Here is an 18955-nt window from a genome sequence, read left to right on the forward strand (position 1 = left end):
CGCATCATTCCTCCACCCGGACTTCACGAAACATTCCCATTTCCATGTGATAGAGCAAATGGCAGTGATACGCCCAGCGGCCAAGCGCATCTGCTGTCACTCTGTAACTGCGTTTTGTACCAGGGGGAACATCTATTGTGTGTTTACGAACCATGAAATTACCGTTTTCATCTTCCAGATCGCTCCACATACCATGCAGGTGAATGGGGTGAGTCATCATGGTATCGTTGATCAGCGTGATCCTGAGCCGCTCACCGTATTTCAGCAGCACCGGTGCGGCATCTGAAAACTTGATTCCGTTAAATGACCAGGCAAACTTTTCCATGTGGCCGGTTAAATGCAGTTCTATGGTACGGCCAGGTTCACGTCCGTCAGGATCCTCAAAGCGGCTTTTCAAATCCGCGTACGTGAGAACCTTTCTTCCGTTATTTCGAAGACCAATACCCGGATCATTTAATTTCGGAGAGACGCTCATCGCCTGCATATCAACCAGTGGGTTATCCGTTTCTGACGCAGGATGACTTTGCATACCCGGCATTCCGGCCATCCGGGAATGATCCATACCGGCCATGCTGCTGTGATCCATGGGCGCGGAGGATGTCCCGCTATCCGGAAGGTCAGCACCGTCCATAGACATCATCTCTCCGCTGTTATCCATGCCTCCCATCTGGCTGTGGTCCATTCCTGCCATATCATGTCCCATTCCCCCCATACCCATATCTTCCATGGTCAACAGAGGACGGGGATCGAGGGGGGGAACGGCAGCACTTAACCCCTCTCTCGTGGCCAGTGTCCCTCGAGCGTAACCGGTCCTGTCCATGGATTGTGCGAAGATGGTATAGGCCTCACCCTGAGGCTCCACAATGACATCATAGGTTTCGGCAACGGCAATCCTGAATTCGTCAACGGTAACCGGGTTTACATACTGGCCATCTGCAGCCACGACCGTCATTTTCAGCCCGGGGATACGGATATCGAAATAGGTCATTGCCGAGCCGTTGATAAACCGTAAGCGTATCTTTTCACCGGGACGGAACAGTCCGGTCCAGTTTTTCAGCGGGGCCTGCCCGTTCATGAGATAGGTGTAGGTGTAGCCACTGACATCCGCGAGGTCAGTCGGATTCATTTTCATTTCAGCCCACATTTTCCGATCGGCAATGGTGGCTGACAGCCCCCTGGTATTCACGTCGCGGAAAAAAGAGCCAACGGTTGGTTTATTGAAATTGTAGTAATCCGACTGTTTTTTTAATTTTTTCAGCAGGCTGTGAGGATTTTCATCGGTCCAGTCAGACAACATGACCACATGCTCACGATCGTAAGCAAACGGTTCTGGCTCCCTGGCATCGATGATAATGGCACCGTATACCCCCTCCTGTTCCTGCAGACCGGAATGGCTGTGGTACCAGTAAGTCCCGTTCTGCTTAACCTTAAAGGTGTAAACGTAGGTATCATCAGGCTCTATGCCCATAAAACTCAGCCCCGGAACACCATCCATATTGGCCGGAAGAATAATGCCGTGCCAGTGAATGGACGTCTGTTCATTAAGACGGTTTTTGACCTTCAGGGTAATGGTGTCACCTTCTTTCCAGCGAAGAACGGGCCCCGGCAGGCCTCCATTGATTGTTTTGGCCTGACGCTCACTGCCCGTGATATTGACGGCCGTTTCACCAATGGTCAGGTCAAACTGAGTACCCTGCAGGGATGCGGCAACTGGCAGGCTCAGACTGGAACGCGCATTGAAACTCCATACGCCAAGACTTCCGGCTACGCCAGAGAGGGTTAACCCCTTCAGGAAAGTTCGTCGAGACGTTTTCAACAGCATGCGCATTCCCTTATTTAAAGTATGGTTACTGACAGAATTCGAGAACCGATTTAAATTAAATTACTGGTTCATCCACTTACAATGAAATGAATCTAGCACACCTTAAGAAACAAATTCATTACAATCGTGTAATGTACATAGCTGTATTACATTTACGTCATCTTCCCCACAGGTTGATTATTTTTATATATGATCATAAGGACATCTTTTATGTACCTCAGAAGGTAATTACACATGAATATATTAATCACGACCACTGCGTTTACAGCTTTATTTTGTGGGGCAGCTTTTGCTCAGTCCAGTGATATTGCCCATGAAGCACATCGATTTGTTAATAATGCCTCAGCCGTCAGTCATGTGAACTCCTCGACGCATGAAAACTTACCGGACAGGGTTAATAAAAACAACACGCCCTCATTCTCTGAAATGAATGAACATGAAAGGGCCATTGTTGCTCATTCATTTATGAACAACAGCGCGTCCTATGCGCATCAGAAAATGATTGAGGAACATAAAAAAATGCTGTCCGGCAGTGATGCAAATTCAAAGACCTCGTCTTCTTCTTTTAACGAACTGAATGCCGGAGAAAAAGCCGCTCTCGTGCATGAGCAGGTCAATAATGCCGGTGCGGAAGCACATCAGACGCAGGCAAGAAAGCTTCGCGGGCTGTATTCGACCAGGTAACTGCAGGCGGGTTAGTGCTTAGCGTCAGGTGCGCAGCAGGGCTTTACTGACGGGTTACGTAGCAGGACATGAGCCCCATATTGCTCTGCCGTACCCTGTTTCAGTCCCGTTAATCATCACCGTCGGGCTGGTCATACAGTTCCCAGAGCTTCAGGAGCAAACGGGAAACAAGATATGTTACAAAAATGACGACCATCAACGGTGCTCCCGATTAACTGACAGATGACACGCCTCCTGAAAACCCCTAGCATACGCCGCAGTGTTCATGCTAACGGCGAATTCCAGTAAATGTATTCTACCGATGTCGTAGGTAATGACTCCAACTTACTGATAGTGTTTTATGTTCAGATAATGCCCGATGACCTTGTCATGCAGCTCCACCGATTTTGAGAACGACAGTGACTTCCGTCCCAGCCTTGCCAGATGTTGTCTCAGATTCAGGTTATGTCGCTCAATGCGCTGAGTGTAACGCTTGCTGATAACGTGCAGCTTTCCCTTCAGGCGTGATTCATACAGCGGCCAGCCATCCGTCATCCATACCACGACCTCAAAGGCCGACAGCAGGCTCAGAAGACGCTCCAGTGTGGCCAGAGTGCGTTCACCGAAGACGTGCGCCACAACCGTCCTCCGTATCCTGTCATACGCGTAAAACAGCCAGCGCTGACGTGATTTAGCACCGACGTAGCCCCACTGTTCGTCCATTTCAGCGCAGACAATCACATCACTGCCCGGTTGTATGCGCCAGGTTACCGACTGCGGCCTGAGTTTTTTAAGTGACGTAAAACCGTGTTGAGGCCAACGCCCATAATGCGTGCACTGGCGCGACATCCGACGCCATTCATGGCCATATCAATGATTTTCTGGTGCGTACCGGGCTGAGAGGCGGTGTAAGTGAACTGTAGTTGCCATGTTTTACGGCAATGAGAGCAGAGATAGCGCTGATGTCCGGCAGTGCTTTTGCCGTTACGCACCACGCCTTCAGTAGCGGAGCAGGAAGGACATCTGATGGAAATGGAAGCCACTGGAGCACCTCAAAATCACCATCATACACTAAATCAGTAAGTTGGCAGCATTACCGCTCGCTCCTTGGTCTTGAGTTCAGGTCTAAATCTTGTGAGTGAAAATTAAACACTCATACGTCCACCCAGTTTTATTTACTGTGTTGTTAGCCAATATATTGGATACTATGCCCAAGTGACTCAACTCTGAATTCTGTATCTTGAAGTCACTTGGAGATATGGCAATAGTGCATTATTGAAGGAAATAGGTAATGAGTAAAAAAATGACCATGGCTGAGATTTCAAGGCAGCTTGGAATTTCAACAATGACTGTGTCGCGTTACTTTAATGGCGGTTATGTCTCGGAAGAGAACCGCCTTAAAATTGATGCCATCGTCAAAGAGAGTCATTACACGCCTAATATATTTGCTCGCTCCATTCGTAGCCAATCCAATATTATTGGTTTCATCGCGCCTCGTATTGAGTCATATACGACCAGTTTAGTGATTAAAGGGGCGCTGGCTGCTGCCAATGAATCACAAGTACGAATGCTGTTTCATGCCACAGGGTTTAACCATGAGTCAGAATGCCAAGCTGTGAGAGAGTTTAACGGCTTAAATGCATTGGGCACGATTATTATTGCGTCAAAGCACAGTGTCGAAGAGACTTTTTATCGAACCTTAGACAATGTGGTATTTATTGGCAAAAATACCCCCCACCATTGCTGTTTATATTACCCCGATCATGCAGCGATTAAAGCCCTCGTCTCCCACACCATCACTCAGTTAAAACAGCAGCAGGCACCGCTGGCTGCCGTACATTATATTTATGATGAGCGTATGCTTTCTAGCCGCACTAAGTTGATGCAAGCCACTATTACCGACACCGTCCCTGAGTTGAATTTATCACTACAAGCCCTAGCCAACTCGGAGGACAAAGCTGGCTATCAGGCCGTTCAATTACAGCCTAATCATGTCTACTTTTGTGCCACCGATAATATTGCCATTCGTTTATATCGTCGCGCCAAAGAACAGCAACTCAAGATCGGTCATAACGTATGGATTGTAGGCATGGGTGACTATGACTACAGCGATTTGTTAGTCCCGAGCCTGACGACTGTCGCTTTTAACTACTATCAAGTGGGCTACCAAGCTGTCAAAAAATTGCTCAAGCGCGATTTCAGTTCTGTTGAAGGCACATTCGACATAAAGATGAGAGAAAGCTCACAATTCCTCTGAAATTGTGTTGAGTCCAAATCGGTTCTACTTAACTATATATGTTAACGATAACACATATAGTATAACCGATGACACTCGCTCCTAATATGCACTCAAAACCACTCGCGTGGTGGAAGAAAGCAACCGCCTACCAAATTTATCCCCGTAGTTTTTATGATACAAACCAGGACGGTATTGGTGACATCAATGGCATCATTGCTAAGCTCGATTATCTTGCTGATTTGGGCATTGATTTAATATGGATTTGCCCATTCTATGCATCACCTAATGATGATAACGGGTACGATATTAGTGACTATCAAGCGATTCATCCTGACTTTGGAACCCTTGAGGATGTGGATGAACTAATCAGTGCTGCTCATAAACGTGGCATTCGCATTATTATGGATTTAGTGATCAACCACACTAGCGACGAGCACCCATGGTTCATTGAATCTCGAGATAACAAAAATAGCCCTAAGCGCGATTGGTATATTTGGCGTGATGGTTGTGAGCCTACCGCTGAAAAACCGACTTGCGACCCAAACAACTGGGAAAGTATTTTTCATGGCAGCGCATGGGAATATGATAAAAAAACTGCACAGTACTACTTGCACCTATTTTCAAAAAAACAACCTGATCTGAATTGGGAAAATCCTGAAGTTAAACAAGCACTATTTAAAATGATTTATTGGTGGTTGGAGCGTGGTATTGATGGCTTCCGTGTGGATGCAATTAGCCATATTCAGAAACAACCAGGTTTACCTTCTTTACCCAATCCAAAGGGTGAAAAGTATGTCTCTTCGTTTGATTATCATATGAATGTGGCAGGGATTGAAAAACATCTGCATGAGTTAAAAGAGCAGGCGTTTGATCCCTTTAACATAGTGACAGTTGGTGAGGCTAATGGGGTGACTGCCGACAATGCATTACTTTGGGTTGCCGAAGCGACCGAGCACGATCAAGGCGGTGTTTTCAACATGATTTTTCAGTTTGAACACATGAAGCTATGGTCGGAAGAACAAAGCAACGTGCCTTTAGATCTAGTGGAGTTCAAACGCATTTTATCGCGTTGGCAAGATGCATTAGAAGGTAAAGGCTGGAATGCGCTTTATTTAGAAAACCACGATCAAGCTCGTAGCATTGATACTTTTGCCGACCCTACCTCTAGGTATGCCAGTGCTACCGCGTTAGCGAGTTGTTATTTCTTGATGAAAGGAACTCCGTTTATTTATCAGGGCCAAGAGATTGGTATGGTAAATCATCAGTTTACTTCTCTTGATGAATTTAATGATGTGTCTGCTAGAAATTTAATTCAAAAGCTATCTCAACAAGGTCAAAGCGATGCAGACATCTTAGCCTTGTTAAATCAAGTATCTCGCGACCACAGTCGCTTGCCAATGCAATGGAATGCGCAGGATTTTGCCGGTTTTTCTGAGGTGCAACCTTGGTTCTCCGTCAATCAACAGTACGCAGATATCAATGTTGAGCAACAACAGAAAGATCCAAATTCGATTTTGAGTTTCTATAAGCAGCTGATTGCTCTGCGTAAGTCAAATGTAAGTTTAGTGGTTGGCCGCTATCAATTGCTGCTACCTAACGACCCTAATATCTATGCTTATCAACGTGTTGCACAAGATATGACATGGACCATTATTACCAATTTAAGTCCACAAGAGAGCATCGTTGATATCGACCGCATGCAATTAGGCGAGTTAATGCTTGATAATCAGAATGTCAACAATGAACACGTTCGCTCAGATTTTATAGCGACGCAAATTGCCCCACCTTATGCTGCGTATATATTTGCAAGAAAGCACTAAATTATATTTATCGCAGGGCCTTGATAAGGCTACCCTGCATTTAAACCAAGGAATCATTTATGAGTCAGTTACTATCTTTTGATTTTTGGCAACGATTTGGGAAATCCCTTATCGTTGTTATCGCGGTGATGCCAGCCGCTGGTATCATGATATCACTCGGTAAAGTTGTCGCAATGTATGCTGGTGGTATTGGTGCCATTGAAACACTAGGCGCTATTATGGAAAACATAGGCTGGGGGATCATAGTTAATCTTCACCTATTATTTGCTGTCGCTATTGGTGGATCATGGGCTAAAGAACGTGCAGGAGGAGCATTTGCCGCGCTGATCGCCTTCATCTTAATTAACCGTATCACTGGGGTTATATTAGGCGTGGATAACGCTATGCTCAGTGATCCCGAGGCGGTTGTGATGAGCCTATTTGGTTCTGAGCTACCTGTCTCTCAATTCTTCACTAATATTTTGGGTGCTCCTGCTCTAAATATGGGTGTGTTTATCGGTATTATGTCTGGCTATTTAGGTGCCAACTTATTTAACCGTTATCATGACTTCGCTCGCTTACCTCAGGCATTAGCATTTTTCAACGGTAAGCGTTTTGTACCTTTTGTTGTTATTTTCTATTCGATGATTATTGCGTTTGCTTTATCAATCGTATGGCCTTTAATTCAAGGTGCGCTTAATGATTTTGGTCAATGGATTGCAACCTCTAAAGACACTGCGCCGATCACTGCTCCTTTCTTGTATGGTACGTTAGAGCGCTTATTACTGCCATTTGGTTTACACCACACTTTAACTATTCCAATGAATTACACCGAGTTGGGTGGTACTTATGAGCTTTTAACAGGGGTGAATGCGGGGGCAAGTGTTTATGGTCAAGATCCACTATGGCTTGCTTGGGTTAGCGATTTAAATAATCTTAAATTAAGCGATCCGACAACTTACCAACATCTATTAGATACGGTGCATCCAGCACGTTTTAAAGCGGGCCAAGTTATTATCGCAGCGTCTTCATTGATTGGTATTGGACTTGCGATGTATCACTGTGTTGATAGTGATAAGCGCGCACAATACAAGCCAATGTTTTTATCTGCGTGTCTTGCTGTGTTATTAACCGGTGTGACAGAGCCTATTGAATTCATGTTTATGTTTATTGCTCCTGTTTTGTATGTTGCGCATGCGGTATTAACAGGGATTGCATTTGCGTTGGTCGATGTGATGGACCTACGTATACATGCCTTTGGTTTGATTGAGTTACTCACTCGTATACCTATGATGGTTTCAGCGGGAATCGGTGGTGATTTGGTTCGCTTCGCATTGGTTTCTATTGTTTTCTTTGGTGTTAACTATGGATTATTCCGTGTGCTCATTGTCAAATTTAAATTGCCAACACCGGGCCGTATGGGTAACTACCTCGATGAAAGTTCAGAATCCATGTCAGAAGATGAGAAGATGGACATTATTATTCAGAATTTAGGTGGCCGTGCCAATATTGTTGAGATTGATGCTTGTATGACTCGCTTGCGCATTACAGTTAATGACCCGCAGTTGGTTGCTGAATATGCATTATGGAAGCCGACAGGAGCACTTGGTGCTGTAATTAAAGAACAGGGAGTACAAGTTATTTATGGTCCAGGAGTGGATGTCATTAAATCTAGATTAGTTGAGAAGTTTTCAGCACAACCTGCGTAATTCATTCTCTACCCTAGATAAAATAACCTCGAGAAACGCAGCCTTGAGCTGCGTTTAACTCGCTACAATGAATAAGTGAATAATAAATGAAGTTAATGACGCTAAATACCCATAGTTGGCAAGAAGAGAAACAACTAGAAAAGTTGGATGTGGTAGCGCAAGCCATTATCGAGCAAGGGTGCGATGTCGTTGCATTACAGGAAGTGAATCAACATCAAAATAGCTCGGCTGTTGATGCCAATATATTAACTAATCACACCGTGCTCGCTGATAACTATGGATATTTATTACAGAAAAAACTCATGGAATACGGCTATCACTACCAACTTACATGGGATTTCGTTCATCAAAGTTATGACGTATATCAAGAGGGACTGGCATTCTTGACGCGACTGCCGATTGTCGAGCATGAGGTCATTGACCTAAGTGATAACTATGATGTGAACTTTTGGAAACATAGGCGAGCAGTGCGTATTAAGGTCACTTCTCAACGAGGTGATTTCAATCTTTATAATTGTCATTGCGGCTGGTGGAGTGACTCAGAGAGCTCATTTGAGGACCAGTTCAACAGAATAAAGGCAACATTATCAACAGAGTTGAGCTTTCTATTAGGCGATTTCAACAACCCAAGCCATATACGCAATGAAGGTTATGATTATGTATTACAGTGCGGTTTGATAGATTGTTATGAAATAGCAGAAATAAAAGACTCCGGAACTACTGTAATTAAAAATATTGACGGTTGGGAACAAAATAGCCAAGCGCTACGCATTGATTTGGTTCTTAGTAATCAACCGATGGTGGTAAAGCAGCATCAGGTGATTTTTAATAACGATTTTTATCCGGTTGTATCGGATCACTTTGGGGTTCTGGTGGAAGTAGACATTATTTAATGTTTATTCATAGACTAAACCGGTAATGACTCCAACTTACTGATAGTGTTTTATGTTCAGATAATGCCCGATGACCTTGTCATGCAGCTCCACCGATTTTGAGAACGACAGTGACTTCCGTCCCAGCCTTGCCAGATGTTGTCTCAGATTCAGGTTATGTCGCTCAATGCGCTGAGTGTAACGCTTGCTGATAACGTGCTACGGAGACGCAGCTTTCCCTTCAGGCGTGATTCATACAGCGGCCAGCCATCCGTCATCCATACCACGACCTCAAAGGCCGACAGCAGGCTCAGAAGACGCTCCAGTGTGGCCAGAGTGCGTTCACCGAAGACGTGCGCCACAACCGTCCTCCGTATCCTGTCATATGCGTAAAATAACCAGCGCTGACGTGATTTAGCACCGACGTAGCCCCACTGTTCGTCCATTTCAGCGCAGACAATCACATCACTGCCCGGTTGTATGCGCCAGGTTACCGACTGCGGCCTGAGTTTTTTAAGTGACGTAAAACCGTGTTGAGGCCAACGCCCATAATGCGTGCACTGGCGCGACATCCGACGCCATTCATGGCCATATCAATGATTTTCTGGTGCGTACCGGGCTGAGAGGCGGTGTAAGTGAACTGTAGTTGCCATGTTTTACGGCAATGAGAGCAGAGATAGCGCTGATGTCCGGCAGTGCTTTTGCCGTTACGCACCACGCCTTCAGTAGCGGAGCAGGAAGGACATCTGATGGAAATGGAAGCCACGCAAGCACCTTAAAATCACCATCATACACTAAATCAGTAAGTTGGCAGCATTACCGATGTCGTAAAAGAAAATGCCTACCTTTCAGCCACCCGCTCGGGGCTGGAATCGAACGAGATCGCTACTCTTCAGCGCTCCTTGCCTTCCCGGTTTAATCTGCGGCATTTGAAAAAAAATGAATCATTAAAACTCGTACTGCAAAAGAAAGCGGGAAAATCACGTGTCGTGGCCTATAAATTTACGTCCGGTTCATTTAATTACACGGCGTATCGTATATCAGATAAAAAGTTCTATAACCTTTCCGATACTTCCGGGAAAGGCAGTCTCGATTATCCGTTACCGGCCACAGCAAGACTCAGTTCGCCTTTCAATCCTGCAAGACTTAACCCGGTATCGGGAAAAGTGAGTCCCCATAATGGCATTGATTATTCCATGCCCATGAACACGAAAATAGTCAGCGTCATCGACGGAAAAATCACCCGGGCCGAATACAACAGTACCATGGGATATTTTGTTGAAGTAACGGGAAAAGCCGGTGTTAAAACTCGCTATCTCCACCTCAATAAAATACTCGTTACTAAAGGGGCCAGGGTTACCCGGGGAGACGCTATTGCGTTATCCGGTAACAGCGGACGTTCATCCGGTCCTCATCTGCATTACGAGCTGGTCATCAATAACAACCCTGTTAACTCTCTGGCGTTCCGGGCAGCGGCACCCGCTGATAACAAACTCGAACAGCATGCCTTTGCGCATGTCAGAGACTACGAACGATACCTGGACTGATAACGGGACCGCGACGCGGCCCCGTCTGCCGGATTAATTTTTTTTATCGTTTTCACTTCCGTGATGTTGATGATCTCCATGCCCTCCGTGGCCGTGGAAAAGATGCATTAGCGGGCAGACCAGCAATAACAGATATGGCCAGTAACCTGCCACATGTGACCAGTGTTCGCGCAGGAGGGCAAATGCCGCGATCGCGGCGACAGCAATAAGCGCATAGGTGGTACTTTTCATACTGGACTCCTTCTGTTCGTAACTGACCCTTCACTCAGTGTTATTTCCCGAGCCTGACACTTTTCAGACGCAACGCATTCACAATGACGCTGACGGAGGAAAGAGCCATGGCCGCCGCCGCAATAACTGGCGACAGCAGTATTCCATACACAGGATAAAGCAGACCTGCAGCCACAGGCACGCCAAGTGCGTTGTAGATAAATGCAAAAAACAGATTCTGTCGGATATTTTTCATGGTGATCTCTGACAGATGACGGGCCCTGTTCAGTATCATCAAGTCGCCTTTGAGAAGGGTGACTCCGGCACTTTCAATTGCCACATCTGTACCCGTTCCCATAGCTATGCCCACGTCAGCCGCTGCCAGCGCCGGGGCATCATTTACACCGTCCCCCGCCATCGCAACCACATGACCAGACGCTTTCAGTCGGGTTATCACTGCTTTTTTGCCGTCAGGCAGAACCCCGGCTTCAACCTCATCTATTCCCAGTTTCCGTGCGACTGCTTCAGCAGTAAGCTGGTTATCCCCGGTGAGCATAACAATGCGGATCCCCGCCTGACGCAAAGCTTTAAGCGCATCCGGCGTGGTTGCTTTCACGGGATCCGAGATAGCTATCAGGCCTGCAAGGTACCCATCTGTGGCCACATAGATAACGGTAGCGCCTTCCATCCGCAACGTATCCGCAACGGCCTTTTGATTATCAATAACGATACTGTTTTCCTGCATAGCCAGTTCATTACCAATAACAACCCGTTGACCTTCAACATCGCCTGAAACACCTTTCCCCGACGGAGCATTGAAATCACTGACTGCGGGTATCATGATCCCCCTGTGCTGGGCTGCCCGGACTACAGCCATACCCAGCGGATGCTGCGAGCCTTTTTCCACTGCGGCCGCTACACGTAAAAGAGATGTTTCCCCACCCGGATTGAGACTGATAATCCCTGTCACCGTAGGCGAACCTTCCGTGAGCGTGCCTGTTTTGTCGACAACCAGCGTGTCCACTTTTTCAAGACGTTCAAGGGCTTCGGCATTCCTGATTAACACCCCGGCCTGGGCTCCTTTGCCTACCCCCACCATTATCGACATCGGTGTGGCCAGCCCCAGTGCGCAGGGGCAGGCAATAATCAGGACCGACACAGCCGCAATCAGACCGTGCGCCATCCTGGGCTCGGGCCCCCAGACAGACCAGATCACGAAAGCAACAACCGCGATAAGTATCACCAGAGGAACAAACCAGCCTGAAACGCTGTCAGCCATTCTCTGGATGGGGGCACGCGAACGCTGTGCATCAGCGACCATTTGAACAATTCGTGAGAGCATCGTTTCATCACCGACTTTCTCTGCACGGATGATAAGACTACCTGTCTGATTAATCGTCCCCCCAATGACAGGGTCACCCTTCGTTTTGGTAACCGGCATAGACTCCCCGGTCACCATCGATTCATCAACGGTTGTTTTGCCTTCGATCACGATACCGTCGACCGGAATACTCTCTCCAGGTCTGATGCGGAGCTTATCGCCAGGCAGGACATCTTCCGCATTAATATCCGTTTCATGACCGTCATGATCCAGCCGTCTGGCGGTTTTGGGGGCAAGGTTCAGAAGCGCAGTAATGGCGCCTGAGGTTTGTTCCCGTGCCCGCAGCTCAAGAACCTGTCCCAGCAGAACAAGCACCGTAATAACTGCTGCGGCTTCAAAATAAACGGCCACCAGGCCATCCATGTTTCTGAACGATGCAGGAAACCAGGAGGGGAAGACGGTTGCAATGACGCTGTAAACCCAGGCTACGCCGGTCCCCATTGCAACAAGGGTAAACATATTCAGGGAGCGGTTACGTAACGACATTACGGCCCGGGCGAAGAATGGCCAGCCACACCACAACACGACAGGGGAGGCCAGAAGCAGCTGCAGCCATGTGTTGTACTGTGGCGGTACTGTATTCCTCAAGTCGGGAAACAGATGAGATCCCATTTCGAGTACCAGAACCGGAAACGCCAGCAACAACCCCAGCCAGAAGCGTCTTGTCATGTCGCGAAGTTCATCACTCGTCCCCGTGGATGCCGTAGCTACGAGCGGCTCCAGTGCCATTCCACAGACAGGACAGCTTCCGGGACCACTACGGCGTATCTCCGGATGCATCGGACATGTCCACACACCTTCAGAAATCTCTTTCTCCGCCTGGCGGTGAGACTGTTTTATCTTATCAGGGCTGACTTCATGGTGGTCGTGGTGATGGTGATGTTCACTGGCATCTTCGGTAAAATAATGATCGGGATGGGCTTTAAATTTGCTCTCACAGCTGGCGGAGCAGAAATAAAGCTGATGGTCCTGGTATCGAATGCTGCTGTGCGCCTTGTCAGGCAGGATGACCATCCCGCACACGGGATCTCTCACCTTATGCAATGCGTGACTCTCGTCCGGGGATGATGTCTGCTCAGAAGCAGTCTGGTTGTTATGTTCCACTGCATTGTCATTTTTCACAGTAACTCTCCTTATGCATATCTGAAGCATTTTCTGTCTTCAGGATATGTCATGGATGCGATTACCACGAATGCCGCCGGCATAAGAGTGCCTGCTGCCGGCGTCCCGTTATCAGCCGTTCCGCTGACTATTCGATTCGCTGGAAGACTTTTTTACTGCCCTCCGGTGAGAATGCGATAACATCGTAAGCCTCTTTTCGGGCCCCCATCTCCATTCCCGGACTTCCTGCTGGCATACCGGGGGTGGCGAGACCGTATATACCCGAACCAGACTGCATGGCCTTATGTATCGTTGCCGCAGGCACATGGCCTTCAATGATCAAATTACCTACAACCGCGGTATGACAACTTCGTAGTCCAGCAGGAACAGCATGCTTTTCTTTCAGGGCTGACAGCGCCTGATCATTCATGACGTGAGTTCGCACTTCGAACCCGTCTTTTTCCATCGCTTTGCCCCACAGGGAACAACAGCCACAGTTTTCAGATTTGTACATATCAATGACTTTTTCACTCGCCATTGCAGGCAGTGACAGGCCGAGAGCCAGGGCCATTAGAACCACTTTTTTCATACTCACCTCTGTATATTATCGATATAAACCCTGACGTCAGGGTGAATCAGTGCAGAAGGACGCCCACTGGGGGCGCCCTTTCAGGGTTATGACACGCTTTTTTTATGTCTGCGCAGCCAGATTAATTTGTAGGCGGCAGGAATAATGAACAGGGACAGCAGCGGAGCCGTGATCATCCCACCAATCATTGGCGCAGCAATACGGCTCATGACTTCTGAACCTGCGCCGGTTCCCCAGAGTATTGGCAGCAGACCCGCAATGATCACCGCCACGGTCATGGCTTTCGGCCGGACACGCAGTACGGCACCATGATAGAGGGCTTCATCAAGACCTTCCGGTGTGAACGTCTCTTTACGGGACAATTCCGGGTGCGCTTCAATGGCATGACGCAGATACATCAGCATGACCACGCCAAACTCTGCTGCCACCCCGGCCAGGGCGATAAACCCGGTTCCGGTCGCCACTGACATATGGAAGCCCTGCCAGTACAGGAACCATATTCCGCCAACCAGGGCGAACGGCAGGCTCATCAGGATCAGCAGGGCTTCGTCAACCCGGCGGAATGCCAGATACAACAGGATGAAAATGATCATCACCGTCATCGGCACCATCAGCTTCAGTTTCTTGTTGGCATGCTCAAGCAGTTCAAACTGTCCGGAGAATGCCACACTGGTTCCCGGTCTCAGTTTCACTTTCTCGCTGATGGCCGTCTTAATGTCGTTAACCACCGACACCATGTCCCTGCCGCGGGCATCAACATAAATCCAGCTGGCTGGCCGGGCATTTTCGGTTTTCAGCATGGTTGGTCCAGAAACGACTTTAATATCCGCGACATCGCCCAGTGTGATCTGCTGCTTCATCGGGGTCAGGATCGGCATCTGTTTCAGCGCCTGCGGACTGTTGCGGTAATCCTGTGGGTAACGAATGTTAATAGGGTACCGGGCCACGCCTTCCACCGTTTCCCCTACCGTCGCACCGCCGATGGCTGATGAGACGAACAGCTGGACATCACCTACTGTCATCCCGTACCGGGAAGCTTTTTCCCGGTTAATGTCCACATCAATGTAACGTCCACCTTCCAGTCGCTCAGCCAGGACAGACACCACACCCGGTACCGTTTTGGTTACCGCCTCGATACTCTGCGCCGTCGCGTCGATATCGGACAGAACAGTCCCGGACACTTTGATACCTATCGGGCTTTTGATCCCGGTTGAGAGCATATCAATACGGTTACGGATAGGCGGCACCCAGAGGTTTGCCAGACCCGGTAAACGGACTGTCCTGTCGAGTTCATCAATAATCTTGTCAATTGTCATGCCGGGACGCCACTGATCCTCAGGTTTGAGCTGGATCGTGGTTTCCACCATTTCGAGCGGCGCGGAATCCGTTGCGGTCTCTGCTTTACCGGTCTTGCCAAATACAGAAGCCACTTCAGGAACGCTTTTGATTAACTTGTCTGTTGTCTGCAGGAGCGCTGCAGCTTCTGCCGGAGAGACGCCAGGCAAGGTCGACGGCATATACAGCAGATCGCCCTCGTTAATCTTCGGCAGAAATTCACCGCCCACCTGACTCAGTGGCCAGATAACCGTGAAAATGGACAAGGCCGCAACCAGCAGGGTTGTTTTTGGCCAGTGGAGGACCCGCAGCAGCAAAGGATGATACGCTTTGATCAGCACCCGGTTCAGGGGGTTACTTGTCTCGGCAGGAATTTTCCCCCGGATCCAGAATCCCATCAGAATAGGAATGACGATGATGGCCAGTGCGGCCGCTCCCGCCATGGAGTACGTTTTCGTGAATGCCAGCGGGCCAAACAGACGACCTTCCTGCCCTTCCAGGGTAAAGATAGGAATAAAGGACAGGGTGATGATCAGCAGGCTAATGAACAACGCGGGTCCCACTTCCACGGAGGCGTCGGTAATCACCTTCCAGCGGGTGGCGTTGTCAATCTGCTCACCCGGATGCTGATGATCCCACTCCTCAAGCCGTTTGTGCGCATTTTCAATCATCACAATGGCGGCATCCACCATCGCACCGACGGCAATCGCTATCCCTCCCAGCGACATGATATTGGCGTTCAGTCCCTGGAAGTGCATGACGATAAAGGCGATACACAGGCCAAGCGGCAGAGAGATAATCGCCACCAGGGCAGAACGTACGTGCCACAGGAACAGAGCACAGACGATGGCCACCACGATAAACTCTTCCAGAAGTTTGGAACTGAGGTTATCAATCGCCCGGTCGATTAACTGGCTGCGATCGTAGGTGGTCACGATTTCAACGCCTTCCGGCAGGCTGGCCTTCAGCGTCTCCAGTTTATCCCTCACTGCCGTGATAACGTCGCGCGCATTTTTACCCGACCGCAGGATCACCACGCCGCCAGCGACTTCTCCCTGGCCGTTCAGCTCGGCAATACCACGCCTCATTTCGGGCCCGGTCTGCACGCGGGCAACATCCCGCAGATAAACCGGCACGCCGTTCTCACCTGTTTTCAGGACGATGTTATTAAAATCATCAATGCTCTGAAGATAACCGCTGGCACGGACCATATACTCCGCTTCGGCCATTTCAACGGATGAGCCACCGGCCTCCTGGTTAGACGATTCAAGTGCCTGTTTCACTTCGGGCAGGCTGATACCGTACTGGGACAGTTTTACCGGATTGACCTGAATCTGGTACTGTTTCACCACGCCGCCAACCGAAGCGACCTCAGCCACGTTCGGGATGGTTTTCAGCTCAAATTTCAGGAACCAGTCCTGCAGAGAGCGCAGTTCTGAAAGGTCGTGTTTTCCGTTGCGATCGACAAGGGCATATTCAAATATCCAGCCCACTCCCGTGGCGTCCGGGCCGATTTCAGAGCTCACACCCGCAGGCAGTTTGCCCTGAACCTGATTCAGGTATTCCAGCACGCGCGAACGGGCCCAGTACAGATCGGTGCCGTCTTCAAAAATGACATACACATACGAATCACCGAACTGTGAAAAGCCACGCACGGTTTTTGCGCCAGGTACGGACAGCATGGTGGTGGTAAGCGGATAGGTGACCTGGTTTTCTACAATCTGCGGGGCCTGTCCGGGATAGCTGGTTTTAATAATGACCTGCACATCTGACAGGTCAGGCAGCGCATCGACCGGCGTGTTAATTATCGTCCATGTGCCCCAGATGCTGAGAAACAGTGCGCCCATCATGACCAGGAAACGGTTGGCGACAGAGCGCCGGATAATCCATTCAATCATCGTCGTCTCCTCAGTGCCCTGAATGCATATTTACAGGCTGCTCAGACATTGCTGGCATACTGTTTTCTGTTTTTTCAGGGTGGCGCATACGTTCCAGCGCGCCCGTAATATTGGCTTCGGAGTCAATGAGGAACAGGCCACTGACCACCACGGTATCGCCTTCATTCAGGCCGGAGCCAATGCCGGACTGTTGCTGTGATTCATGCAGAACGTGGATCTGTTTCGGCACAAACTTGCCTTCATCATCAACAGTAATCACGCGCTGTTCTTTGCCGGTATCGATAACGGCCTGGCTTGGTATCAGCAGCATCTCCTGGCTCCTGGTATTCAGTTTCAGATAGGCATTCATGCCCGGCTTGAGAAACTCATCCTTATTAGAAACCTGGAGACGGACCTGAAGCGTACGGGTTGTCTGATCCACGCTGGGAAGAATGTTCCATTTTTCGACATGGAATGTTTTATCCGGATAAGCCGGTACCGAAATTTCAAACTGCGACGTATCTTTCAGCAGATATGCGATAGATTCTGGCACTGCAGCGCTGATCCAGACCGGGTCCATCCCCTGAATCTGAGCCACTACTTTATCTTTCGAAATATTCATTCCGGTGCGCAGGTCAAACGCAGTAATGACACCATCAATAGGTGCTTTAATGGTAAAACGGGTCTGGATTGTGCGGGTTGAACGCAGCCTTTGAATATCCTCTTCCGGCATACCAGCCAGACGAAGTCGCTCCAGAACCCCTTTTATCTGGGTTGACGTACCGCCTGTACCGGATAACAGCAGGAACTCACTTTGTGCCTCAACCCATTCAGGAATGGTGATATCGATAAGCGGAGTGCCTTTCTTCACATGATCGCCAATCGTCAGGGGATACACTTTTTCGACGAAACCGTCAGAGCGCGCCTGCACAATGACAAACTGATACTCGTTGTAACTGACATTAGCCGGGATTGTCTGAGAATAATTCAGCATTCCTCGCGTGACTTTTTGCGTTTTTAATCCCAGATTCTGAACCTGCGTTGGATCGATACGGATCCCGCCACTGCTTTTATCGCCGCTTTCATCAGCATATTTTGGCACCAGGTCCATATCCATAAAGGGAGATTTTCCGGGTTTATCAAATTTGGTATCCGGTTTCATCGGGTCATACCAGAAAAGTACCTTTCGCTCCGGTGCCTTTTGTTCGGTTTGTACTGTTTTTTGTGATGAGTTTACATACTGCCAGGCAGTAACCGATATCAGCCCTCCTGCTATGAGGCTGCTGATAATTATTGCAGCATATTTTATCTTTAAAGAAGCCATACAATTTCTCGCTGAAAAATCAAAACACCTGGCATATGCGCCCGATCATTCATTCACAGTAATCCCTTAATGAATGTTCAGGCGCACTGGATGTATTCGCTCCGGACTGATAATCAGGATTGCGTAACGTTAATGCTTTTGAGTAAGGAGATATTGCCCTGCTGAATAAACGAGAAATCGACATGGTTGCCGGTTTTCAGGGCATTGATAGCGTCGTCTGCATTAACAAAAGTGAAGCGCATGGTCATTGCAGGCCAGCCCACAGCAGGGATTGCTTCGTGCGAAATGGTAATCTTTTTACTATTCATATCAATGTCTTTAACGACACCGGTGCCCTTGATAACCTGCTGTACCGAAGCATCACTGGCAGCATTCATATCGCCATGCTGATGTGTTTCAGCATGAAGACCGGCAGAAAACATGACAGAGAAGGCACCAAATAAAACGGCTTTAAGTGAATTACGCATTTTTAATTTCCTGATTAATT

Annotated in this window: 14 protein-coding genes and 1 pseudogene; 6 read left to right on the forward strand and 9 right to left on the reverse strand. The window is 48.5% G+C overall.

The features are described from left to right. Positions 1-4: 4 nt before the first annotated feature. Positions 5-1822, reverse strand: a complete 1818-nt coding sequence (gene pcoA, locus C3F35_RS24415; RefSeq protein WP_000925242.1) for a multicopper oxidase PcoA — start codon at positions 1820-1822, stop codon at positions 5-7. Between the two features lie 234 nt (positions 1823-2056). On the opposite strand from pcoA, the gene C3F35_RS24420 reads away from it, so the two are divergent. Next, positions 2057-2506: a copper resistance protein gene (locus C3F35_RS24420; RefSeq protein WP_001023257.1), complete on the forward strand. Its 450-nt coding sequence runs from the start codon at positions 2057-2059 to the stop codon at positions 2504-2506. 324 nt (positions 2507-2830) lie between these two features. Here the strand turns inward: C3F35_RS24420 and C3F35_RS24425 are convergent. Next, positions 2831-3528, reverse strand: a protein-coding gene (locus C3F35_RS24425) for an IS1 family transposase (RefSeq protein WP_223289738.1) whose coding sequence is annotated in 2 segments (ribosomal slippage) — positions 2831-3279 and positions 3279-3528 — 699 coding nt in all. Because the reading frame shifts where the segments join, the coding sequence is not laid out codon by codon here. Positions 3529-3776: 248 nt separating this feature from the next. Between C3F35_RS24425 and C3F35_RS24430 the strand changes: the two genes are divergently transcribed. The 4 genes from C3F35_RS24430 (at position 3777) to C3F35_RS24445 (ending at position 9125) form a co-directional block, all read left to right on the forward strand. Beyond that, positions 3777-4742: a LacI family DNA-binding transcriptional regulator gene (locus C3F35_RS24430; protein WP_045332106.1), complete on the forward strand. Its 966-nt coding sequence runs from the start codon at positions 3777-3779 to the stop codon at positions 4740-4742. 68 nt (positions 4743-4810) lie between these two features. Then, on the forward strand, positions 4811-6544 hold the full coding sequence (locus tag C3F35_RS24435) for a glycoside hydrolase family 13 protein (RefSeq protein WP_062779822.1): 1734 nt from the start codon (positions 4811-4813) through the stop codon (positions 6542-6544). Between the two features lie 59 nt (positions 6545-6603). Further along, positions 6604-8232 carry a PTS transporter subunit IIBC gene (locus C3F35_RS24440; protein ID WP_062779820.1) on the forward strand — a complete coding sequence of 543 codons (1629 nt, stop codon included), beginning with the start codon at positions 6604-6606 and terminating at the stop codon, positions 8230-8232. A gap of 86 nt (positions 8233-8318) precedes the next feature. After that, complete coding sequence (locus C3F35_RS24445; protein ID WP_073971254.1) at positions 8319-9125, forward strand: endonuclease/exonuclease/phosphatase family protein; 807 nt, start codon at positions 8319-8321, stop codon at positions 9123-9125. Between the two features lie 36 nt (positions 9126-9161). On the opposite strand, the pseudogene C3F35_RS24450 reads toward C3F35_RS24445, so the two are convergent. Beyond that, a pseudogene (locus tag C3F35_RS24450) lies at positions 9162-9870 on the reverse strand (IS1 family transposase). A 49-nt stretch (positions 9871-9919) separates the two neighbouring features. Here C3F35_RS24450 and C3F35_RS24455 point away from each other — a divergent pair. Continuing rightward, on the forward strand, positions 9920-10651 hold the full coding sequence (locus C3F35_RS24455; protein ID WP_103793514.1) for a peptidoglycan DD-metalloendopeptidase family protein: 732 nt from the start codon (positions 9920-9922) through the stop codon (positions 10649-10651). A gap of 33 nt (positions 10652-10684) precedes the next feature. Here the strand turns inward: C3F35_RS24455 and C3F35_RS24460 are convergent, their stop codons facing one another. The 6 genes from C3F35_RS24460 to cusF all read right to left on the reverse strand — a co-directional run bounded on the left by C3F35_RS24460 (position 10685) and on the right by cusF (position 18935). Next, on the reverse strand, positions 10685-10882 hold the full coding sequence (locus tag C3F35_RS24460) for a DUF2933 domain-containing protein (RefSeq protein ID WP_000843494.1): 198 nt from the start codon (positions 10880-10882) through the stop codon (positions 10685-10687). A 40-nt stretch (positions 10883-10922) separates the two neighbouring features. Then, on the reverse strand, positions 10923-13394 hold the full coding sequence (gene silP / locus C3F35_RS24465; protein WP_141092988.1) for an Ag(+)-translocating P-type ATPase SilP: 2472 nt from the start codon (positions 13392-13394) through the stop codon (positions 10923-10925). A 97-nt stretch (positions 13395-13491) separates the two neighbouring features. Further along, positions 13492-13932 carry a DUF411 domain-containing protein gene (locus C3F35_RS24470; RefSeq protein WP_002436620.1) on the reverse strand — a complete coding sequence of 147 codons (441 nt, stop codon included), beginning with the start codon at positions 13930-13932 and terminating at the stop codon, positions 13492-13494. Positions 13933-14018: 86 nt separating this feature from the next. Further along, the gene (gene silA / locus C3F35_RS24475) at positions 14019-17165 is read right to left on the reverse strand and encodes a Cu(+)/Ag(+) efflux RND transporter permease subunit SilA (protein WP_103793516.1); all 3147 of its coding nucleotides are present in this window, start codon (positions 17163-17165) and stop codon (positions 14019-14021) included. Between the two features lie 10 nt (positions 17166-17175). Beyond that, complete coding sequence (gene silB, locus C3F35_RS24480; protein WP_042946269.1) at positions 17176-18468, reverse strand: Cu(+)/Ag(+) efflux RND transporter periplasmic adaptor subunit SilB; 1293 nt, start codon at positions 18466-18468, stop codon at positions 17176-17178. Between the two features lie 113 nt (positions 18469-18581). After that, entirely contained in the window at positions 18582-18935 is a 354-nt protein-coding gene (gene cusF / locus C3F35_RS24485; RefSeq protein ID WP_001246153.1) for a cation efflux system protein CusF, read from the reverse strand. Between the last annotated feature and the right edge of the window lie 20 nt (positions 18936-18955).

This window comes from Leclercia sp. LSNIH3 (assembly GCF_002935105.1).
In the GTDB taxonomy this organism is placed as follows: domain Bacteria; phylum Pseudomonadota; class Gammaproteobacteria; order Enterobacterales; family Enterobacteriaceae; genus Enterobacter; species Enterobacter adecarboxylatus.

What these genes read in the sequence shown, in the direction of transcription:
- pcoA (WP_000925242.1), bottom strand. Translation starts at nt 1,822, where the DNA reads ATGCTGTTGAAAACGTCTCGACGAACTTTCCTGAAGGGGTTAACCCTC.
- C3F35_RS24420 (WP_001023257.1), top strand. Translation starts at nt 2,057, where the DNA reads ATGAATATATTAATCACGACCACTGCGTTTACAGCTTTATTTTGTGGG.
- C3F35_RS24430 (WP_045332106.1), top strand. Translation starts at nt 3,777, where the DNA reads ATGAGTAAAAAAATGACCATGGCTGAGATTTCAAGGCAGCTTGGAATT.
- C3F35_RS24435 (WP_062779822.1), top strand. Translation starts at nt 4,811, where the DNA reads ATGACACTCGCTCCTAATATGCACTCAAAACCACTCGCGTGGTGGAAG.
- C3F35_RS24440 (WP_062779820.1), top strand. Translation starts at nt 6,604, where the DNA reads ATGAGTCAGTTACTATCTTTTGATTTTTGGCAACGATTTGGGAAATCC.
- C3F35_RS24445 (WP_073971254.1), top strand. Translation starts at nt 8,319, where the DNA reads ATGAAGTTAATGACGCTAAATACCCATAGTTGGCAAGAAGAGAAACAA.
- C3F35_RS24460 (WP_000843494.1), bottom strand. Translation starts at nt 10,882, where the DNA reads ATGAAAAGTACCACCTATGCGCTTATTGCTGTCGCCGCGATCGCGGCA.
- silP (WP_141092988.1), bottom strand. Translation starts at nt 13,394, where the DNA reads ATGCTTCAGATATGCATAAGGAGAGTTACTGTGAAAAATGACAATGCA.
- C3F35_RS24470 (WP_002436620.1), bottom strand. Translation starts at nt 13,932, where the DNA reads ATGAAAAAAGTGGTTCTAATGGCCCTGGCTCTCGGCCTGTCACTGCCT.
- silA (WP_103793516.1), bottom strand. Translation starts at nt 17,165, where the DNA reads ATGATTGAATGGATTATCCGGCGCTCTGTCGCCAACCGTTTCCTGGTC.
- silB (WP_042946269.1), bottom strand. Translation starts at nt 18,468, where the DNA reads ATGGCTTCTTTAAAGATAAAATATGCTGCAATAATTATCAGCAGCCTC.
- cusF (WP_001246153.1), bottom strand. Translation starts at nt 18,935, where the DNA reads ATGCGTAATTCACTTAAAGCCGTTTTATTTGGTGCCTTCTCTGTCATG.